This is a genomic window from Aquimarina agarivorans, from assembly GCF_000218485.1.
Lineage (GTDB): Bacteria > Bacteroidota > Bacteroidia > Flavobacteriales > Flavobacteriaceae > Aquimarina > Aquimarina agarivorans.
Genome location: NZ_AFPB01000142.1, coordinates 98,129 through 119,361 on the forward strand (window position 1 = coordinate 98,129; position 21,233 = coordinate 119,361).

The 21,233-nt window shown below is 32.7% G+C and carries 22 protein-coding genes; 9 read left to right on the plus strand and 13 right to left on the minus strand.

Translation table 11 applies throughout. From position 1 onward, the window contains the following. Positions 1-137 precede the first annotated feature (137 nt). From GMC_RS0109030 to GMC_RS0109045, 4 genes are read right to left on the minus strand one after another with little or no spacing between them, the layout of a single operon-like run. A complete protein-coding gene (locus tag GMC_RS0109030) occupies positions 138-482 on the minus strand; it encodes a DUF1801 domain-containing protein (protein ID WP_010521821.1) in 345 nt (114 codons plus the stop codon). Positions 483-491: 9 nt separating this feature from the next. After that, positions 492-1,241 (minus strand): effector binding domain-containing protein, encoded by a 750-nt coding sequence (locus GMC_RS22780; protein WP_010521822.1) that lies wholly within the window; start codon positions 1,239-1,241, stop codon positions 492-494. Further along, positions 1,198-1,713, minus strand: a complete 516-nt coding sequence (locus GMC_RS21835; RefSeq protein ID WP_010521823.1) for a helix-turn-helix transcriptional regulator — start codon at positions 1,711-1,713, stop codon at positions 1,198-1,200. Before GMC_RS21835 ends, GMC_RS22780 begins: the two co-directional genes overlap by 44 nt. A 17-nt stretch (positions 1,714-1,730) precedes the next feature. Continuing rightward, positions 1,731-2,378 (minus strand): protein-L-isoaspartate(D-aspartate) O-methyltransferase, encoded by a 648-nt coding sequence (locus tag GMC_RS0109045; RefSeq protein WP_010521824.1) that lies wholly within the window; start codon positions 2,376-2,378, stop codon positions 1,731-1,733. Positions 2,379-2,714: 336 nt separating this feature from the next. On the opposite strand from GMC_RS0109045, the gene GMC_RS0109050 reads away from it, so the two are divergent. The 6 genes from GMC_RS0109050 to miaA all read left to right on the plus strand — a co-directional run bounded on the left by GMC_RS0109050 (position 2,715) and on the right by miaA (position 7,888). Then, positions 2,715-3,680, plus strand: coding sequence for a Gfo/Idh/MocA family protein (locus GMC_RS0109050; RefSeq protein ID WP_010521825.1), 966 nt, complete (start codon positions 2,715-2,717; stop codon positions 3,678-3,680). 7 nt (positions 3,681-3,687) lie between these two features. Then, positions 3,688-4,368 carry a YggS family pyridoxal phosphate-dependent enzyme gene (locus GMC_RS0109055; RefSeq protein ID WP_010521826.1) on the plus strand — a complete coding sequence of 227 codons (681 nt, stop codon included), beginning with the start codon at positions 3,688-3,690 and terminating at the stop codon, positions 4,366-4,368. A gap of 20 nt (positions 4,369-4,388) precedes the next feature. Then, positions 4,389-4,655, plus strand: coding sequence for a hypothetical protein (locus GMC_RS20660; RefSeq protein WP_010521827.1), 267 nt, complete (start codon positions 4,389-4,391; stop codon positions 4,653-4,655). Continuing rightward, entirely contained in the window at positions 4,639-6,003 is a 1,365-nt protein-coding gene (locus GMC_RS0109065; protein ID WP_010521828.1) for an exonuclease domain-containing protein, read from the plus strand. Before GMC_RS20660 ends, GMC_RS0109065 begins: the two co-directional genes overlap by 17 nt. 156 nt (positions 6,004-6,159) lie before the next feature. Beyond that, on the plus strand, positions 6,160-6,975 hold the full coding sequence (locus tag GMC_RS0109070) for an ion transporter (RefSeq protein WP_010521829.1): 816 nt from the start codon (positions 6,160-6,162) through the stop codon (positions 6,973-6,975). Then, the gene (gene miaA, locus GMC_RS0109075) at positions 6,968-7,888 is read left to right on the plus strand and encodes a tRNA (adenosine(37)-N6)-dimethylallyltransferase MiaA (RefSeq protein ID WP_010521830.1); all 921 of its coding nucleotides are present in this window, start codon (positions 6,968-6,970) and stop codon (positions 7,886-7,888) included. The genes GMC_RS0109070 and miaA overlap by 8 nt, the downstream gene beginning before the upstream one ends. A gap of 362 nt (positions 7,889-8,250) precedes the next feature. Here the strand turns inward: miaA and GMC_RS0109085 are convergent, their stop codons facing one another. The 9 genes from GMC_RS0109085 to GMC_RS0109125 all read right to left on the minus strand — a co-directional run bounded on the left by GMC_RS0109085 (position 8,251) and on the right by GMC_RS0109125 (position 19,273). Beyond that, on the minus strand, positions 8,251-9,219 hold the full coding sequence (locus tag GMC_RS0109085) for a type I phosphomannose isomerase catalytic subunit (RefSeq protein ID WP_010521831.1): 969 nt from the start codon (positions 9,217-9,219) through the stop codon (positions 8,251-8,253). Between the two features lie 67 nt (positions 9,220-9,286). Beyond that, positions 9,287-10,426, minus strand: a complete 1,140-nt coding sequence (gene bshA / locus GMC_RS0109090) for an N-acetyl-alpha-D-glucosaminyl L-malate synthase BshA (protein WP_010521832.1) — start codon at positions 10,424-10,426, stop codon at positions 9,287-9,289. Between the two features lie 417 nt (positions 10,427-10,843). Next, positions 10,844-13,780: a serine hydrolase domain-containing protein gene (locus GMC_RS0109095; RefSeq protein ID WP_010521833.1), complete on the minus strand. Its 2,937-nt coding sequence runs from the start codon at positions 13,778-13,780 to the stop codon at positions 10,844-10,846. A 9-nt stretch (positions 13,781-13,789) separates the two neighbouring features. Further along, positions 13,790-14,275 carry a hypothetical protein gene (locus GMC_RS0109100; RefSeq protein WP_010521834.1) on the minus strand — a complete coding sequence of 162 codons (486 nt, stop codon included), beginning with the start codon at positions 14,273-14,275 and terminating at the stop codon, positions 13,790-13,792. Between the two features lie 119 nt (positions 14,276-14,394). Next, positions 14,395-15,228, minus strand: a complete 834-nt coding sequence (locus GMC_RS0109105) for a CvfB family protein (protein ID WP_010521835.1) — start codon at positions 15,226-15,228, stop codon at positions 14,395-14,397. A gap of 374 nt (positions 15,229-15,602) precedes the next feature. Continuing rightward, positions 15,603-15,947, minus strand: a complete 345-nt coding sequence (locus tag GMC_RS0109110; protein WP_010521836.1) for a DUF2853 family protein — start codon at positions 15,945-15,947, stop codon at positions 15,603-15,605. A 91-nt stretch (positions 15,948-16,038) separates the two neighbouring features. Continuing rightward, positions 16,039-17,724, minus strand: coding sequence for a 2-succinyl-5-enolpyruvyl-6-hydroxy-3-cyclohexene-1-carboxylic-acid synthase (gene menD, locus GMC_RS0109115; protein WP_010521837.1), 1,686 nt, complete (start codon positions 17,722-17,724; stop codon positions 16,039-16,041). A 60-nt stretch (positions 17,725-17,784) separates the two neighbouring features. Then, positions 17,785-18,846: a chorismate-binding protein gene (locus GMC_RS0109120; RefSeq protein ID WP_010521838.1), complete on the minus strand. Its 1,062-nt coding sequence runs from the start codon at positions 18,844-18,846 to the stop codon at positions 17,785-17,787. A gap of 1 nt (position 18,847) precedes the next feature. Continuing rightward, positions 18,848-19,273, minus strand: coding sequence for a hotdog fold thioesterase (locus GMC_RS0109125; protein WP_010521839.1), 426 nt, complete (start codon positions 19,271-19,273; stop codon positions 18,848-18,850). Positions 19,274-19,467: 194 nt separating this feature from the next. On the opposite strand from GMC_RS0109125, the gene GMC_RS0109130 reads away from it, so the two are divergent. The 3 genes from GMC_RS0109130 to GMC_RS0109140 all read left to right on the plus strand — a co-directional run bounded on the left by GMC_RS0109130 (position 19,468) and on the right by GMC_RS0109140 (position 21,126). Further along, complete coding sequence (locus tag GMC_RS0109130) at positions 19,468-19,992, plus strand: flavodoxin family protein (protein WP_010521840.1); 525 nt, start codon at positions 19,468-19,470, stop codon at positions 19,990-19,992. Positions 19,993-20,191: 199 nt separating this feature from the next. Beyond that, positions 20,192-20,494: a hypothetical protein gene (locus GMC_RS0109135; RefSeq protein ID WP_010521841.1), complete on the plus strand. Its 303-nt coding sequence runs from the start codon at positions 20,192-20,194 to the stop codon at positions 20,492-20,494. Further along, entirely contained in the window at positions 20,494-21,126 is a 633-nt protein-coding gene (locus GMC_RS0109140; RefSeq protein ID WP_010521842.1) for an alpha/beta hydrolase, read from the plus strand. The genes GMC_RS0109135 and GMC_RS0109140 overlap by 1 nt, the downstream gene beginning before the upstream one ends. The last annotated feature ends 107 nt before the right edge of the window (positions 21,127-21,233 follow it).

Consider the following 21,233-nt stretch of genomic DNA (forward strand, 5'->3'; position numbering starts at 1 on the left):
ATAAAAAGAGGCATAAAAATCAAAAAATTTTTATGCCTCTTTTCAGTTGCAGACGTCTATTAATGTTTCTACTTAAAATAAATAAAACTACTAAACACTGCCATTTGCAATGCAAATAAGCAACACATACTTTAAAATTATTTACAAATTTCTATTGCTGCGTTAACTATTTCTATTATTAAACGTAAAGGGATATCCTGAGTTGGATTAATATGTAATGATTTCATTTGCTTTCGATCTCTCAGTTCTAATGCTTCAAAATCCAACCGCTTTCCACTAACAAATAAAATATAGGGTAAAGCTGTAGCTTTTTCTATAGTTAAAAAGCAAAACATCTTTTTCTTGTAACTAAAGCAAGGAATTCCCCATTTTAATGTTTCAGTAACAAGCGCATTTTGATCCACTATAATTTGCCGTAAAGCCAGTAAACAACTTTTATTAGGTTCCTGCTTATTGGAATAATAGGCATCAACTTTATTCATAACATATGCTTATTTTATGGCTACATAAATAGATACCTCAGCATTTTTTGTATCCTTTGATTTTTCATTGTATACTTCAAAATCAACCGAATAAGCTCTATTTAAATCAGATTGCCATATTTTTATCCATTCATTAATTACCAAGTTCTGGGTAAGGTCTCCTTTGGCAACAATCTGCTTGTAATTTCCTCCTTCAATGAACATCCCTTCCATCCCATTTGGAATTACATCCAAATGAGCTACTTTACACCCTAGTAAGGTAGTATATGGCTTAGTATGATCACTCTGGTAATTAGTATAAACAGCATAAACTGTGTCATTAATTTTATTTGGAATTCTATTTATAAAATTTTCTTTCACAAATCGATCCCATAGCGCTGGAATATCTTTGGCCGCCTGACTATTTTCATTGGTAGTTTTAACGCTAATTCCAATAATCTTAAACGGTGTAATTTTTACTTTTTTCATTGTTTCCTTTTTTTGATTTGCATCAAAATTAGTAACACTTAATGTCAAAGGTATGTCAGGGGTACTTCTTCTTTTTTTATGACACTCCTCCATATACTGTTGAAAGGTCATTTCATGAGGTGTAAATACCGTGTTTAACTTGATTATACGCTGTATGCAATCCAATCGGAATGCCCTAAATTCATTTTTTAAACAACAAAAAGCAATCAACACCCAATTGTTTTGAGTAGTATACAATGCAAAAGGTTCAATTTTCTTTGGAATATTCTTTTTTTTGAGAAAAGTATTCAATTTCAACGTTTTGAAACAGGACAATTGCAGACTGCAGCTGAATAAGGTAATTACTTGTCTTTAGATTTTCTAAATTATTTCTTATCTGAATTCTATCAGAAACCAGTTCCATTTTCTCCTTTTGCGAACCTCTCAGAGTGGCTTTAATTTTTGTAATGGCACTTTCATAATAGTTGACTAAAGACTGATCTCGATTCTTTTTTATTAACTGTTCCGCTGTGATTAAAGCATTTGCCTCTTCTTGTGTAAACATTACAGGTTGTAAGATATAGCCGTCCATAATGGTATATCCTTTGCCTTCTTCAGTAACAATTGGAATGCCTGATTGTTCCAAAGTTCTTAAATCCCTATAAATAGTACGCACACTAACCCTATGTTTTTTAGCTAATTCGGAAGCAGTACTAATGCGTTTGGACTGTAATTGGGTCAAAATTGCTATCAATCTCGATAATCTAGGTTTACCTTTTTCCATTGCATGACTTCAGTTTTTTAATTTTTATCTGCTAGCATAGGTACAAATCTAAATTCACCAAACTCTTGTTTTTGAAATGTTTTTTCGTCAGTGCGCACGTACAAATGCATGATTTGTGGGTCTTTCCCCACCGGAATTACCAATCTACCTCCAATAGCGACCTGACTTAAAAGCGCTTTTGGTACAAATGGGGCTCCCGCAGTAACAATTATGGATTGAAAAGGGGCTTCTTCGGGCAATCCCTTATACCCATCGCCAAAAATTAAACGTTTGGGTCGGTAATTTAATTTAGGCAATAGTTTTTGGGTTGCTTTAAATAATTCCTGCTGACGTTCAATGGAATAAACCTTAGCTCCTAAATGACACAATACAGCTGTTTGATAGCCGGAGCCTGTACCTATTTCCAACACCTTATCTCCTTTTTTTATTTGCATCAATTCGGTTTGAAAAGCCACAGTAAATGGGTGCGATATTGTTTGTGACGCACCAATGGGAAATGCTTTGTCTTGATACGCATGATTTTCAAAAGCAGCATCCAAAAATAAATGCCTGGGTATCTGATGAATTGCCTCCAAAACTGAAATGTCTTTTATTCCTTTTTTTACAAGCGCTTCTACAAGCAATTTTCGTTTCCCTTGATGTTTTGGCAGGTCTTTATGAAGCATAATTTTTTATTGTTCCGTAAAAATAAACTATTGCGATATTTTTTTGACTTCTAAATTTAAATAAAGCAGTATTAAGTCCTATTTTTGTGTAGTATCATTTGCAATTTGAATTTACTAAAAAGTAAAATTATAGTTTTTTTAATCAATCATTAAAATGAATGCTGTATTAGAAGTAATTAAAAAACATATACTACTATAAATATCAATTGCAAATCATATAAATTTTTATTTCACAACATCAGAAAGATAAAATCTTTTGAAGCTTTATTACTGCTTTTCAGTAAAAATTAAGCTTGTAAAACAAATTCCACTTGATGTGGATTAAAACATGAATTTATGCTTAAAGCAGGAGTAATTGGGGCGGGTCACTTAGGTAAAATACATCTTAGATTATTATCCGAATCCAAAAATTATGAATTAGTAGGTTTCTACGATTCGGATGAAATCCATGCACAACAAATAGTTAAAGAATTTGGATATACCTATTTTGATTCATTAAGTAAGCTCATTGATGCAGTGGATGTGGTGGATATTGTAACCCCTACTTTCGCTCATTTTGAAACTGCCAAAAAAGCAATTGAAAGCGGTAAACACGTATTTATTGAAAAACCCATTACTAATACTATTGCTGAAGCTGAGGCCTTAATTTCATTAGCTCAAAAACACAACGTAAAAGGACAAGTAGGTCATGTGGAACGATTCAATCCAGCATTTACTGCCATAAAAAATAAAATTAATAATCCGATGTTTATAGAAACACATCGTTTGGCTGAATTTAATCCGCGGGGTACTGATGTCCCAGTAGTGTTGGATTTAATGATTCATGATATTGATGCTATTTTAAGCGTCATCAACTCGGATGTGAAAAGTGTTACTGCCAGTGGCGTTGCGGTCATTAGCGAAACTCCTGATATTGCTAATGCCCGAATTGAATTTGAAAATGGCTGCGTTGCTAACTTGACTGCTAGTAGAATTTCATTAAAAAGCATGCGTAAAACACGATTCTTTCAAAAGGATGCTTACATATCGGTTGACTTTTTTGAAAAGAAATGTGAGGTTGTTAAAATGAAGGATGCCCCTGAAAGTTCAGGAGAATTTGATATGATTCTACAAAATGCAGAAGGAGTAAAAAAACAAATTTATTTTGAAAATCCTGAAATAGGTGCCAATAATGCCATTTTAGACGAGTTAGACGCTTTCGCAGAAGCGATACATACAAACGCTACCCCTATTGTTAGTTTAGAACAAGCTACTGCTGCTTTAAAAGTAGCCTTGGCAGTAATAAAAGATTTCTCTGCTTAAAAATTATATGACAAATTCCATAACAACTAATATTGCCACTTTTAAAAAGCAAATTCCCGAACAAGTAACTTTAGTGGCTGTTTCCAAAACAAAGCCTATTGAAGATTTACAGGAAGCCTATAGTGCAGGTCAACGAATTTTTGGCGAAAACAAAATTCAGGAAATGGCAGAAAAATGGGAAAAACTACCTAAAGATATTGAATGGCATATGATTGGGCACGTACAGACTAATAAGGTGAAGTACATGGCGCCCTTTGTACATTTAATTCATGCTGTGGATAGTTTTAGATTACTTAACGAAATTAACAAACAGGCTTTAAAAAACAATCGTATTATACATTGTTTATTACAACTTAAAATTGCAGAAGAAGATTCAAAATTTGGACTGTCTTTACGTGATTTAACAAGTATTTTAAAACATCCTGAACTGAGTGATTTAAAAAACGTTATGATTACTGGTTTTATGGGAATGGCTACCTTTACTTCTAACGAAAATCAACTGAAAAATGAATTTAGTTACTTAAAAGAGCAATTTTCTATATTTAAAAAAGAAATTGACCAACCAAATGTACAGCTGAACACTTTATCCATGGGTATGAGTGGCGACTACTCTATTGCAATTTCTTGCGGAAGCACAATGATTAGAGTAGGAAGTGCTATTTTTGGAGCTAGGAATTATAGGAAGTGAGAAGTTAAGAAGTTAAAAATTTGGAATTTGGAATTTGGAATTTGGAATTTGGAATTTGGAATTTGGAATTTGGAATTTGGAATTTGGAATTTGGAATTTGGAATTTGGAATTTGGAATTTGGAATTTGGAATTTGGAATTTGGAATTTGGAATTTGGAATTTGGAATTTGGAATTTGGAATTTTTTTGAATGCTTCAAAAAAATTCTTTAAAACTCACAACCCACAACTGATAACCACAACCAACAACAGACAACCAAAAAAAAAAGAATTTGTACGCTATACTTGACATAGAAACTACTGGAGGTAAATTCAATGAAGAAGGGATTACCGAGATAGCGATATACAAATTTGATGGACACCAAGTAGTTGATCAATTTATCAGTCTGGTGAATCCTGAACGCCCAATTCAACCCTTTGTTGAAAAATTAACTGGCATTAACGCCGCTATGCTTAAAAGCGCTCCTAAATTTTATGAGGTTGCCAAGCGTATTGTTGAAATTACTGAAGACAGCATTATTGTAGCACACAATGCCGTGTTTGATTACCGTATTTTACGAACAGAATTTAAAAGATTAGGTTACAAATTTGAAAAAAACTCATTGTGTACCGTGGAACTTTCCAAAGTACTACTCCCTGAGCAGGAATCTCACAGTTTAGGAAAATTAGTACGTTCCCTTGGTATCCCCATTGCCGACAGGCATAGAGCCAGTGGTGATGCTTTGGCAACTGTTGAATTATTTAAATTATTATTGAATAAAGATTTAGATAAAGAAATAATTACAAGTACTATTAAAGACCTTAATGTACAGTATAATGATAAACTACAAGAGTTATTAAAAGATTTACCCGGGAGTACAGGCATTTATTATATGCATGATAAGGAGGGTAAAATAATTTATATTGGCAAAAGTAAAAACATCAAAAAACGAATCAATCAGCATTTTGTAGCCACCAATAAAAAAGCAAAAGCTATTCAAAATGAAGTAGCTCGTATTAGTTTTGAAATCACAGGTTCGGAAATGATTGCTTTGTTAAAAGAGAATGAAGAAATTAAACGGCACAAACCCAAATACAATTATGCATTAAAACGCTCCATTTATACGCATGCCCTATACCCAATTACGGATGCTAATGGCTATATTCACTTAAAACTACTTAAAGCAGATGGCCGTAAAAAACATATAATTACCTTTTCAAACCGTGATTCAGGAAAGGCTTTTTTACATAAAATTAGTGAAATACATGGCTTATGCGAAAAATTTACTGGTGTATACGAAGGGAAAGGAAATTGTCACAAATATGGCATTGATGAATGCGCCGGAGCATGCATTGGTAATGAATCCTACGAGGTATACAATACTCGTGTCAGGGAAATTATTGAACAATTTACCTTTAGAAATAAAAACATGCTAATCATTAGTAAAGGTAGAGATACAGGAGAAAAAAGCGTCACGCTAATTGAAAATAGTAAATTTAAAGGCTTTGGATATTTCAAATTAAATCATCAAATTTCATCGTTAGAAATCATTCACTCACTTATCACTCCTATGCATCATAACAAAGATGCACAGCATATTATACAAACACAATTGCGTAAAGATCGTAGGTTGAAAATTTTACCTTTGCCTAGTTGACATACACTGAATGTTACAAAAGATTTGTACTTTTATTTAGGGATAATACTGGTTATGATTTTAAACTACTTATTAAATGCCGGAAATGGTATTACATTAACCTTATTAAATTAAATTAAATTGCTCATACAAAAGCATATTAATAACAATCAATTTTTGAAAAAACGTCTTTACAATATCATTTTTAAAGCAGATACAAGGGAAGGAATTCTTTTTGATGTTGTTTTATTGATATTAATTTTAGCAAGTGTTTTGCTGGTGATGCTTGAAAGTATTGTAGCGCTTGATGAAAAATACAGCTACTATTTCAATATTTTTGAATGGATAATCACCATTTTGTTTACTATTGAATATTTTTTAAGAATATATATAAGCGAAAAGCCAAAAAAATATATTTTTAGCTCACTAGGAATTATTGATTTACTATCCATAGTACCAAAATACATTTCATTATTCTTAGTAGGATCCAACTTGCTGATTTCTTTAAGAGCATTGAGGTTATTAAGAGTATTCAGAATTTTAAAATTAGCGCACTACATTAAAGAATCCAATAAATTGGTGCAATCATTAAAGGCAAGTAGAATTAAGATATCTGTTTTTTTGCTGGCAGTAGTCGTTTTATGTATTTTGCTAGGTACGGTAATGTATATAGTTGAAGGCGCCGAAAATGGATTTACCAGTATACCACAAAGCGTATATTGGTGTATTGTAACCATGACTACAGTTGGCTTTGGTGATGTAGCTCCAGGCACACCGCTTGGTAAACTTATTGCTGCATTAGTAATGATTATTGGCTATGGCATTATTGCAGTTCCCACTGGAATAGTTAGTGCTGAATACGCTCAACAACAAAGCGAGGAAGATAAATTTAAGAAAAATAACGCCCATAAATGTACTAAATGTGGTGCAACAATAATCAGTCAAACAGCTTCATTTTGTCACCACTGTGGCAGTCCTATTACAAATGGATAATACAAACAAAACTTTAATTGTAGTTGTTGGTCCTACGGCTATTGGAAAAACTGCTCTAGGGATAAAATTAGCGCAACACTTCAATACTGAAATTATTTCAGCCGATAGTAGGCAATTTTTTAAAGAAATGTGTATTGGCACTGCTGTCCCCGATCCTGATGAATTAGCTGCTGCTAAACATCATTTTATTCAACATATTAGTATTGAACAAAAATATAGTGTAGGTGATTTTGAAAAAGAAGCACTTAAAAAGCTTGATGAACTATTTAAAACTGAAGATACTGCAATTATGGTTGGAGGATCAGGGTTATACGTTGATGCGGTTTGCTATGGGTTAGATAAATTTCCTGAAGTAGATTCGGAAACTAAGAAATTTGTAGCTCAGTTATACCAAGAAAAAGGCTTAGAAGCTGTGGCTGAAATATTAAAAGAAAAAGATCCTGAACATTACAATATTATTGAATTACAAAATCCACACAGAGTATTAAGAGCTGTTGAAGTTTGCTTAGCTAGTGGAAAACCCTATTCTAGTTTTTTAAAAGATGGAAAAGTAACACGTCCGTTTAACATTATTAAAATAGGTTTAAAAGCCGATCGAAAAATTATTTACAACCGAATTAACCAACGCGTTGACATAATGATTAAGAACGGATTACTCGATGAAGCAAAAAACCTGATTCCATATAAACATTTAAATGCCTTAAATACGGTAGGTTACAAAGAATTATTTCAATATTTTGAAGGAAGTATTGATTTGGATACCGCTATTGCAGAAATTAAAAAAAACACACGACGATTTGCCAAACGCCAATTGACATGGTACCGTAAAGATGATGCTATCCATTGGTTTGATTACACTACAACAATTGAAAAAATTGTAGCGCAAATTGAAAGTTTAAATTTTCATAAATAAATACAAAGTTCCTAAAAACAATATAGGCGAAAGAAAAATTAGCTGACTTATAAAACTCCAAAACACAAATATTATCAATGAATTAGCTTTTGCGTTTGTACTTTTAGCAACCAGTTGAAACTATCTCTTTGATTTTCCAAACTTTTTAGTGCTAATTCAGTCATTTGAAAATCAAGTACTCCAATACAATTTGATCCTTTTTTATATCCTTTAAATACTACTATTTAGTGATACTTTCATAAACTACATCCCATTTCAAATAAAATACTTTCAGTAACGCATCAATTGTCATGTAATTTCATTTATGAAAATTTGATTTCATGTCAAAAAAAATAAAATTTACACCTAAGTGCAACTAATGTTTATAACGAAACCTCCAACACCTTTGCTTTGCCACTTAATTCAATAATATTAATTGCTGCAGGTAGTAAAATTGTCGCCCCAGTGTTGATATGAAAATTTTCATTGTTGCATGTTAATGTGAAATCACCTTCAACACACATTAAAATAACGAATGAATCTGTGTTTGAAAAGTCTTGCTTTAAATTCCCTGATAATTCTAATATATTAGTTTTAAAATAGGGAGTGTGAACTAGCTCTTCCGCTTTATTTTGAGTAACACGGTAAGCAGTTTTATAGGTATCATGCACCTCAAAATCTATAGCATCAATAGCTTGTTCTGTATGCAACTCTCTTGTTTGCCCTGTTTTGGCATCTACTCTATTATAATCATAGATACGGTAAGTAATATCAGAGGTTTGTTGAATTTCGGCCAATAATACTCCTGCTCCAATAGCATGTACTCTACCTGTGGGTATATTAAACACATCCCCGCTCTGAACTTTTTCAGCATGGAGCACATCTAAAATATCTCCCGATTCAAGTGTATTTATATATTCTTGCTTTGTTATTTTTTTATCAAAACCAGCTATCAACTCTGCATCTTCTTCGGCCTGCATTACATACCACATTTCATTTTTTCCGAATGAATCATGGCGTTCTTTAGCTAATTCATCACTTGGATGCACCTGTATAGATAAAGGTGTTTTAGCGTCAATAAACTTTATTAATAACGGAAAATCATTTCCAAACCTTTCATAAACAGATTTACCTAAAAAATCTGCTCCAAAAACTGCTATAAGCTCTTTTATTGTTTTCCCTTTTAATTCCCCATTACTAATAACAGTTTCATCATTTTTAACAGCAGAAATTTCCCATGATTCTCCAATATTTGTTTCCGAGTATGTTTTGTTCAATAAGGTTTTAAGCTTTTCACCACCCCACATTCTATATTTATACAAGGGCAAAAATTCTAAAGGATAAAGTGTCATTTAAACTTTTTTTAAATTTTGTTTAAATATAACTAAGTAAATGGTATCAACAATAGTAAAATATAAATTAACTCTGTAAAACTGCTTCTAACACATTTTCATAGATTTCTTCATAAACTGGTACAATTTTATTAATATCAAATAGCGCTGCTTGTGACTTTGCATTTGCTTTAAAAGCTGCTAAAGTTGCATCATTTTCAAGAATTTTGACTGCATTGGCTACCATGTCTGAAACTGCACCAACTTCACTTAAAAAACCAGAAAAACCATGCTTATTCACTTCAGGTATTCCACCAGAATTACTTGATATCACAGGAACTCCATGCATCATGGCTTCAAGGGCTGCTAATCCAAAACTTTCCCTTTCTGACGGAAGTAAAAATAAATCAGAAAAGCATAAAATTTTATCAATTTCATTACTATTCCCCACAAATATCACCTGCTCATCAATACCTAATTCCTTGCATTGTTTACGCGCATCTCGTTGCAACGGACCGTCGCCAACCATCATTAATTTAGCAGGCATATGAGCTGTTATTCCTTTAAAAATTTTAACAACATCTTCAATACGTTTTACGGGCCTAAAATTACTAATATGCGTTATAATACGCTCGGTAGGTTTTGCCATAATATGGCGTTGGCACTCTACATCTTTATCTGCCGATTTAGAAATATCAATAAAATTAGGTACTACTTGAATTTTTTTATCGTCAATATCAAACAAACGTAAGGTATCCTCTTTTAAACTTTGCGAAACGGAGGTTACTGCATTACTTTGATTGATACTAAAGGTTACTGCAGGTTTATATTGAGGATGATTTCCGACAAGGGTAATATCGGTACCATGCAACGTAGTAACCATTGGAATATGTATTCCTTCCTGCGCAAGCATTTGCTGAGCCATATACCCTGCATAAGCGTGTGGAATCGCATAGTGTACATGAAGTACTTGGATATCATGCTTTTTTATAATTCGCACCAACTTACTAGATAATGCTAATTCATAAGGTTGGTATTGAAATAAAGGGTATTCAGGTACGGAAACTTCATGAAAGTGAATATTTGGAACTAACATGTCCAAACGAACAGGTTGACGATAGGTTATAAAATGAACATCGTGTCCTTTTTTTGCTAGTGCAATTCCTAATTCAGTAGCTACAACTCCGCTTCCTCCAAATGTAGGATAACATACTACAGCAATCTTCATAAACTTTTTGTTTTAAGCTAGAGTCGTAAAGTTCATGAAAAAATTTCAGTTTTAACCTAAATCACATGCTGAACTTTGTTATTAAAAACTTAAATAATAACTCTCAAGTATATTATTATAAATGAATCACTATTGACTAAAAGTACCATAGTTTCGGTTAAGACTAAAAGTCATTACTTTTTAAACATCCATTTTTTGCAATTAGCTATTAGCAGTATTTTAATGCCAACAGCTAATTACTAATTGCCAATAGCTCTTGTAATATTTTTAGAAGCTGAAAGCGAAATGCATTAAAAATGCATAGTTTTAACTAAACCTAAGACCAATAAACAGCTCTAACTTTAGTAAAAGTAAATTGCTTGCACTTTAAAAATACAGGTACTATGCGCTTAAAACTAAATTAATATACTTAAATAATTAATCAATAGCGCTTTGTTGAACTCCGCCATTATCTATAGCTTCATAAATCAGTTGCTGAATTTTTGTACGAATGTCTTTTCGAATTAACTTTCTGTTTCCTGAATCTGGAAATGTACGGTTACTTAAAAATACATATACTATTTCCTCATCAGGATCTGCCCAAGTGTAGGTTCCTGTAAAACCACTATGCCCAAAACTACTCATAGACACGCAACCACAGGTAGGACCGGAAACATCCAATTGAGGTTTATCAAATCCTACGCCTCTCCTATTTTTTTCATCGCAATAGTAGCAGGTATTAAATTTGTCGATAGTTTTTGGCTTAAAATAATCCTGACCGCCATAGCTGCCTCTGTTTAAAAACATTTGCATAATTTTTGCAACATCATTAGCATTAGCAAAAAGTCCTGCATGCCCCCCTACTCCTCCAAGCATAGCCGCACCTTGATCATGTACGTAGCCTTGTATGGTGGTGTTTCTGTACAATTCGTCAATTTCAGTAGGTACAATTTCTTCTTTTTTAAAGCGCCTTAATGGCAAATACCCAGTTCTGTTAGCTCCTAAAGAGTTATACAATAAATTATGTGTCAATTCTGCCATGGAGGAACTGAAATATTTTTCAATATAGCGTTGCAAAAAATAATAGGGTAAGTCGCTATATTTATAGCCTTTACGCTCACGCAATTCGCTATCAACAATCTCCTTGAATATTGAATCCTTCATATCCTTGCGAATAAAAAGTTCATCGGTTACCTGAGTACTATAAATAGAATCTTTAAGCTTGCGGTAATACTTAGGGCTTGGTTTCATACTTACAGAATCCAATGTACTGATATAAAATGGTATCCAAGCTTGCAAACGAGCGTAATGAGAGAGTGCTTCAACTATTTTTATATGTTCTTTATTTGTGCCTTTAAGTTCAGGCAATAAATCCACAAACTTGTCAGTAATACTCATTACTCCGGTTTGCTCCATTTTCATAATTACTGGAAGCGTACCTAGTATTTTAGTTAAAGAAGCTAAATCGTAAATAGTTTGATTCGTTATTGGTACTTCTTTTTTATACGTTTGATAACCATAAGATTTATTATAAATTACTTTCCCCTTTCTTGCTACCAGTAATTGCAATCCAGGAGTCATTTCTTCGCGCAAAGCGTAATTAACTAAGGAGTCAATTTTAGCCAGTTTATGTGAGTTGACACCTACACTTTCAGGTAATCCATAAGCTAATCGTTCACTATTGTTCAAAAAAAAACCGTCTCCTTCTTTAAAATGAGGAGCAATACTTACAGGTAGTTTTCCTTTAAAAGGAATAGCGCCGAACAACGCTTGAGCTGCTTTTTGTTGAAAGATGGTACTATTTTGATATGCAACAACAATTCCAGACAATGCAGGTATGGCTGATAAATTTTGCAAAGCATAAGGCTTTGCAAAACTAACTAAAGTAGTCTTGTGCATAGCGGCTATTAAGTTTAACACCTTGGCTTGCTCTGCTTTGAATTCAAAGGGTTTCCACGGAGACGCATTTGACTTATGAAATCCCACTATAACCTGATTGTAATCATCAAGTTTAAACAAATCAGCCGTAGTTTTTACTTCAATTAAATCTACTTTTGCATATAACTTCAACTGATCATAAAATGCTTTCCCGCTTACACTGCCCATAGGTACGTATGCAATTTTAGTCATTTCTAAATTGCGGATAGGTACTGCATCAGAATCATTTCGAAGCAAGGTGATACTATTTTCAGCAACTTGCTCGTACAACAAGTCATTTTCAATAGTATGCAAATCCTCATGCAAATTTTCCAACGCTACGGGAGCGTACTTATGTAAACCTACCTTATATTTTGCTTTTAACACTTTTTTTACTGAAAGCGCTAAACGTGCTTCGGTAATTCCTCCGTTAGTATATTCGGTTATAATTTTTTTAGCGGCCTTGGGAATATCTTCTGAAATTAAAAGAATATCGTTTCCTGCTTTAAAAGCAGCCAAATCTATTGCTCCAGGTTCCTTAAAATTTGAAGCTCCTTTCATGTTTAAAGCATCGGTAAAAATAAGTCCTTCAAATTTTAATTTATCAATTAAAATATCGGTAACCACTTTTTGCGATATTGATGAGGGCAATCTTTCTGTACTTTCGATACTTGGAATATTCAAATGTGCTACCATAACACTTGATAATCCTTTTTTTATAAGCTTTCGGTATGGATAAAGCTCTACATCATTAATGCGTTTTTCGGAAAATAAAATACTTGGTAATGTTTTATGTGAATCTGTATCTGTATCCCCATGCCCTGGAAAATGTTTTCCACTGGAAAGTACCCCGACTGAATGCATTCCTTCCATAAAGGCAAGGCTTTTTTGAGTAACTCGTTCCTTTGATTCGCCAAAAGAGCGGTTCCCTATAATTGGATTTAAAGGGTTTGTATTGATATCCAAGACAGGGCCAAAATTCATGTGAACGCCTAATCGTTTACAATGCTTTCCTACTTGTGCACCTACCCTTTTTACTAATTCATCGGATTTTAATGCTCCTAACGTCATGTTCCAAGGAAACGCATAGGTTGAGTCCAAACGCATGGCCAAACCCCATTCAGCGTCCATGGTGATTAACAAAGGAATTTTTGATTTGGCTTGTAGTGCATTATGCATTTTAGCCTGCTTGTACGGCGTACCTTTTGAAAAGATTAATCCGCCTATTTCTTGATTTTCGATTAGTTTAGCGATACGATCTTGTTCGGGCTTTCCTTTTTCAGAAAAAACATCCACAACAAATAATTGACCAACTTTTTGCTTTAAAGTTAGGCTGTTATAAATGCTGTCAACCCATTTGGTCTGCCTAGCTTCATCGTAGGCAGCTAATGGATCATTTTGCGCCGAAATTGATAGCGCCGAGCAAAAAAGTGTGATTAAGGGTAGAAGATATTTCAAGTATTGGGGCTATTTTAAAAAGCGACTATGCCAGCTTTCCTCCATGGGAACTTCCCAATTGGTTTCATACTCACTTTTATTAGTCACTAGATTATTAAAAACTATGGTTTTAGCTGAAACTGAACGGTTTTTTACCATTTTTTTAAAGTCGATTAAACTTTTATATGCAACAAACTCACCATTTTTGAACGAAACGTTCATTTTATCCATCAAGTCCACATTGTACTCCTTTTCCAATTGCTGGATAAAGTGTACCGAAGCATCAATGGAGCAGCCTGAAGCTGAATGGTGCTCATTATCTACTGCTATGGTGATAAATCTGTTGTATTTAATATCATAGCCTGCTTTTAAACCCGCTCCGTGAGCAGCCCAGTTTGTTAAAAAATCATCAAGTTTCCTTGTGATTTCCACCAACTCATCAGTTGAAAATGAACGATTTGCTTGGTAAATCCAAACTTTTGAAGCTTTTGACAATTCTGAAAATGGTACTAACATATACTAAATACAACAATAATTAAGCCATTATTAAGCGCTTGAAGCGATTACAATAACTATGAATAAAATTACAATATTCTTTTGGATAAAGGATGAAGTTTGAAATCGTTTATAAACAACTATTCAACAAGACTAATTCCGTCAGATTCAATTTTTATTAAACGCTGTTTGTACAATGATCCGATGGCTTTTTTAAAATTCTTTTTACTTAACTGCAATAAGCTTTTAATAGCATCAGGTGAAGATTTATCATTTAAGGCTAAAAAACCTCCTTCCGCTTTTAACATACGTAAAACTAAATCTGCATTTGGTTCAATGCCTCTAAAGCCGTGCTTTTGAAGGGTAAGGTCAATTTTAGTATCAGAACGTACTTTTTTCACAAACCCCTTCATACGATCACCTACACTAATTTTTTGAAAAATTTCATCCGCATAAACTAATCCCAAATATTTTTGATTGACAATCATGTTCCACCCTTTGTCGGAAGGGTGCGATGCGATTAAATCAACTTCCTCGTAAGGCGATAGCAATACCAATTTATTACTTAAAAATCGATTTGTTTTTGATGAAGCTACTAAACGTTCTGTTTTTTCATCCAAGTACACATAGACCAAGTAACTGCGTCCTACTTTCATTTGATTTGCTTGTTCTTTGAAGGGAACAAACAAATGTTTTTCCAATCCCCAATCCAAAAATGCTCCAATTTCAGAAACTGCTGCACATTTTAAAAACGCAAAGGTATTTACTGTAGCAAAAGGTTCAAGTGTTGTGGCAACAATACGCTCCATATGATCCAAATAAGTAAACACTTTTAGTGTATCCCCTACTTCAAAAGTTTCAGGTACATATTTATTTGGTAGCAATACTTCATCACCATCTTCATTGGTTAAATATATTCCGGGTAAGCGTTCTCTGTCTATGGTTAACTTATGGTAAGTTCCTATTGAAATCATCAAATAAATTTTGGCAAAGATACGCCTTTAATCACTCATTTAAAGGTAAAAATATACTAAGCATCCAATATTAGCAGGGCTAACGCAGCTATTTTAAGCTTTTAAAGTTTATTTTTCCTTTTAAAAAAAGTACTAAAATCAAACAAACATAATGCTAATAAATCTAGTATATATAGAATGCTTGTTTTACTTCTGTTTAGCTTTGTGATACCATGTTATAAGTAGCAATAAATTATCCTATTAAATTTTGCTTTTTCTTGCTTGATATGTCAAAATAAAATCACGTTCAAAACCATGCTTATGTTAGTTTTTTTAAATTAAAAAATCCTACAACTATTCAGCTATAGGATTTAATGTAAACAAATTTTTATTTACTATTTTTCGTAAACAGACTCTTTGCCAAAATGCTTAGTTAGTAAGTAGTAAACAACTGCTCTGTATTTAGATCTATTTGATTTACCGTAAGCTTCAATTACTGATTCAATAGCTGAATCCAATTCAGGCCCATCTGCTAAGCCCAACTTTTTAATCAAAAAGTTGTTTTTAACTGTTGCAAGCTCAGTTTCATCACCTCCAGAAACTGTTGAAGCATCTTTATTGTAAATAGCAGGTCCACATCCGATAGTTACTTTTTTTAATAAATCCATATCAGGAGTCTGCTTAAGTTTATCCTTAATATCAGCGGCATACTTTTCAATTAATTCGTCTCTTTTACTCATTTTAAATAATTTAATTAAATGTAATTGTGTTATAGCTTAAAAATATAACATATATTAATGCTAAGCAAAAGAAAATTATCAAATTCTGATATTATTCTCTAATTTTTGAGAAATATTTTAGAAGAACAGCATCATTTACTAGACGAGGCGTATGAATCTCTAAAATTAGCTTTCCTTTTTTCTTAAAAAAATCATCCAATACTTTTTCTAAATTTTCACCAGTATTCAATACATAATCAAATTCAAACATTGCAGCCAATTTATCAGCTTTTAGTTCATGGGTAGTTTCCAAAAATGTGGAGAAGTAGTTTGCATTTTTGTTTCCTGGTAAAATTCTAAAAATTCCACCTCCATCATTATTAATTACAATAATTTTAAAATCTTCAGGAATATAATTGTTCCACAATGCATTACTATCGTAAAAAAAGCTTAAATCTCCCGTAATTAAAATAGGTGGTTTTTTATTAATAATAGCAGCTCCAATGGCTGTACTAGTAGTTCCATCAATACCACTTGTTCCACGATTACAAAAAACCTCAACACCTTTTGGAAGTTGAAATAACTGCGTATATCGAATTGTAGAACTATTACTTAACTGCAAATGTGATTCAGTTGGCAATTGCTTTATGATTTTATCAAATACTAATAAGTCCGAATACGGAACATTTTTAAGGTAATTATAATGTCCTTTTAAACGCTGTTTGTATTGATCAAGCCAGAAGTTTTGATAATTAGATGGCTTATCAATGGACTTATTTTTTAGTAACGAAGTTAAAAAAGACTGAGGTGTAGTTTTTATGTGCATAGTCAAACAACCGTAGGTATCGTATGCCTTTTTAACATCAACATGCCAATGTGTTAAAGGACTAAACTTTCGTAAAAAAGCTTTTATTTTTTTTGAAACTACAAGCCCGCCAAAAGTTAATAATAAATCAGGCTGAAGCTGATTAAATTCTGTTTCAGACAACTCTGCAATTAACTGATCAATACTAGGTATCGCTTTTTTGTGATGCAAATTGGATGTAGTTTCGGTAAACAACAACACACTAGGATCGTTCAATAACTGATCTAAAACAGAGTCATCAATTTGATTTGGAGGCAACACCCCAACTAATACCATTTTTTTTCTAGCTTTATTCCAAATTTCTTCCGTTTTTTTATCGCAATGATATGTATTGACTATGCTGGTATTCGTTTTCAATAACTCTGGAGGAGTAGTTTTTACTTCAACAGTATTATATAAAGGTTCGTAAAAAGGAATATTAATATGTACAGGCCCTTTGTGAACTACTGAAGTGTCAATTGCAAGTATTAGTTTATTATAATTAGCAAAAGATAAGTTTTTAGAATATTCCATGTGACTTTCCAGATTAGCTTCATGTAAAATATGATTTTTAAAAACTCCTTCCTGCCTAATAGTTTGACCATCGCCAATATCAATACGTTCTTTTGGTCGGTCAGCACTTAAAATTAGTAACGGAATATCACTATAAAAGGCTTCAGCAATGGCTGGGTAATAATTGAGTAACGCACTACCCGAAGTACAAACTAAAGCTACTGGCTTGTTTAACTGTTGTGCTATTCCTAGAGCAAAAAATGCAGCACAGCGTTCATCCACTATACTGTAACTTTTAAAATATGGATCATTACTAAAACTGATGGTTAAAGGAGCATTCCTAGAACCTGGCGAAATAACAATATGTTTAATTTTTTTTGCCTTACAAGTGGTAATAATTTGTTGCGCTAAGGGAATACTTGAGGTAATAATACTATCCATAATTTTGAATTGTTCAAAAATACAATCCAATAAATTAGCATGCTATCTTTTCCCTTAATTTTATAAAACTGCTTTCATTATTTGTGATTTGTTAACCGTTTCTTCCCATTCCAAATGCGGGTCCGAAGCCTTAGTTATACCTCCACCAACATAAATTTTAGCTTCCTTACCCTCAATTTGCATACAACGTAAATTAACAAATAATTGCGTATTGCCCTCTGGCTTGTATTCACCCAAATATCCAGTGTAATACATTCTGGAATACCCTTCATTTGCCAAAATAAAGGCTTTAGCTTGCTGTTTAGGCAACCCGCATATGGCAGACGTTGGGTGTAGAATGCTTACTAAATCCCCCAACTGTTTTACTGAATTTAATGTACCGTTAATTGCCGTTTTTAAATGCAATAAACTTCCTGCTTTTTGAGTTTCTGTTTCTCCTTTTTTTAAGCTTTTAGCAATTGGTGCCAAAGCCTTCTGCATTGAGTCAACTACAAGTTGTTGTTCTTCAATTTCTTTTGCTCCCCAGGATACATTAGTAGTTCCCTTATACACCATAGTACCTGCCAAGGCAATGGTATCAAAAGACGTTTTTTTTAATGAAATAAGTGTTTCCGGAGTTGCCCCAAGCCACATTCCTACTTTGGGATGATACCAACAATAGCAAAAAGCGTTAGAGTAAAGATTAGTCATTTTTTTAAACCAACTAAACGGATCTATTTGATTCAATTTTAAAGTTTCAACCCTTGATATAATCACTTTTTGCAACCGTCCTGCCTTTAACTCAAACAGTGCTTTCTTAATTGTAGTGATATGTGCTTTCTTCTCATGGTTTGAAAAATTACTTTGTATAATAAGCGATTGATTCTTTTCGCTGTTTTCTACTTCCTGTTTGGTGTGAATGATTTCTGAACTATCTTCGGTAAACCAAATTGTATCATTATCCGTATTAGTAAAAGGGCTAAATACAAACCCTGGCTTGTCAAAACCTGAACCTAAAATTAATTGATTTGAGTGATTTAAATAAGCAGAAACAGTACTCCTATTTGGCTTTTTAAATACTACAAAAGGGAGTTCTTTATTCCAATGGTCATTTAACTTATCAAAAAATAATTGGAAAGTCATACTATTTTTTTGGCAAAGCTATTGTGGTTAATTTAATGATCGAAATCAATTCATCTTCTTCATTAGTTATTTTTATCTGCCATAATTGAGTAGTTCTACCTTTATGAACAGGCATAGCTTTTCCGTACACAAAACCTTCGCGCACACTTTTTACATGATTTGCACTTATTTCCAAACCTCTAATCATAAATTTTGTATGATCAACAAATATGTATGCAGCGACACTACCTACTGATTCGGCTAAAGCTACCATTGCTCCACCATGCAATACGCCATCAGGTTGATGAACACGAGAATTTACAGGCATTTTAGCTATTAAAAAATCATCTCCCACATCAGTGTATACGATCTCTAAAGTTTCCATTAGCGTATTTTTACAACCTGCATTACAAGTTTTCAGTATATGCTCTTTTTGCGCTTCAGTCATTTATACGAGAATTAAAATAAGTACCATACATCTTATCAAAAATACGTATTCGTTGTTAAATTCATTATAGTTATACATCAAAAGTTCTAAATATTCTTTAAAATATACGCCAATCTGTACTTGATCTTTATTAAGATTTGATTTTAGAACGCAACTAATTTTACATCTACGCGTTATATAAATAAACAAGGTTTATGAAGAAGGTTATTATTTTAGGTAGCTCTAATAATGAAGGGAATACTAAGTTATTGACAAACAAAATTATAGAACAAGCAAATTATCCAATTGATATTATAAATTTAAGCGATTATAAAATTAGCTATTATGATTATGAATATAAAAATTCAAATGATGATTTTATTAAAATAATTGAGCGATTGGTAAATAATTATGACACATTTTTATTTGCTACACCCGTTTACTGGTATGCCATGAGCGGTATTATGAAAGTTTTTTTTGATAGACTAACCGATGTTATTACAGTTGAAAAAGCCTTGGGACATCAACTTAAAGGCAAAAACATGGCAGCAATTACCAGTTCAACTGGTGCCAATTTAAACGAACTTTTTTGGCTTCCTTTTTCTAAAACTGCTTACTATTTAGGGATGGATTTTTTAGGTGGTGTACACACCATAAATAATCAGGTGAATCAAGATGATATTGATAAAATTCTGAAAATGCTTCATATTCCAAATATTATTCAAAATGAGATCCTGTGATAAATAATTGATTTTAAAACAATTCAATTTTTAAGATTTATTCAAATAACAATTCATTTAATTTTAATAAAAAATTGGTACATTTAGCTATGTTCATCAACTAAATTGCAATGAAAAATCACTAAGCACTACCAAAGCTAATTTTGGAGATTTTAATATTGGGAAATAAACCCGAACACCAAATAATATTATAAACCATATGTACAATGTATTGTATTATTCCTGCACTTTAATTACCGAAGAAAAATACAACGCGCCATCTATTAAAGAGATTTTTAATATTAGTAAAAAAGCGGAATTATTTAATCAAGAATTGGCAAAGCTTGACGACTTGATTGCTCAAAAAGAACTTACTTTTAATGAGTCAAAACCTTTAATTCAAGGTCCTTTTTCTGATATTCTGACACACACTGGTCAAATAGCTATGTTGAGTCGTTTGCATGGTGCTCCAATTGATGGTGAAGATTTTTCAAAAGCACTAATTACCCCTGGTATTGTATAATGCAAAAACAAACTATATACAAATCTACAAATACTTACGACACCTTAAATAAACTTACTGGCGCAACCAAAAATATATGGCTAGTTTTTCATGGTATTGGTTATTTAAGTAGGTTTTTTATCAAGCATTTTTCTTCGCTTAACGCAGAAGAAAATTATATTATTTGTCCTCAGGCTCCTTCAAAATATTATAAAGATGATAATTATCGGAGAGTTGGTGCTAGTTGGTTGACTAAGGAGAATACCGTATTAGACACTGAAAATGTGTTAAATTACGTTGATGCGATTCTTGACCAGGAAAATCTTCCTGAAAATTGCAATCTGATCGTCCTAGGATATTCGCAAGGAGTAAGTATCGCCAGCCGATGGATTGCAAAGCGAAAAAGGCAGTGTAGTCGGTTAGTTTTTATTTCAGGAGTGTTTCCAGCAGAACTTAAAAAATTTGATTTTAACCATTTAGACAATAAAACGATTATATATCATACAGTAGGAATTAATGATCCAATTTTTGAAACCGAAAATGTATTAAAGCAAGAATTAAAAATACAGCAAACCTTTCCGAATGTTTTTATTACAAACCATAATGGCGGACATGAACTAGACTCTAGTTTATTGGAACATTATTTAAATTGATCTTTAAGTGCTTATAAAACTATTTACCTCATCAATAGTTTGACTCAGCTTTTAAATACGTCTGATAAAATTTCATGTTTTGAAATTTCCAAATGTGGGGAGGGGAA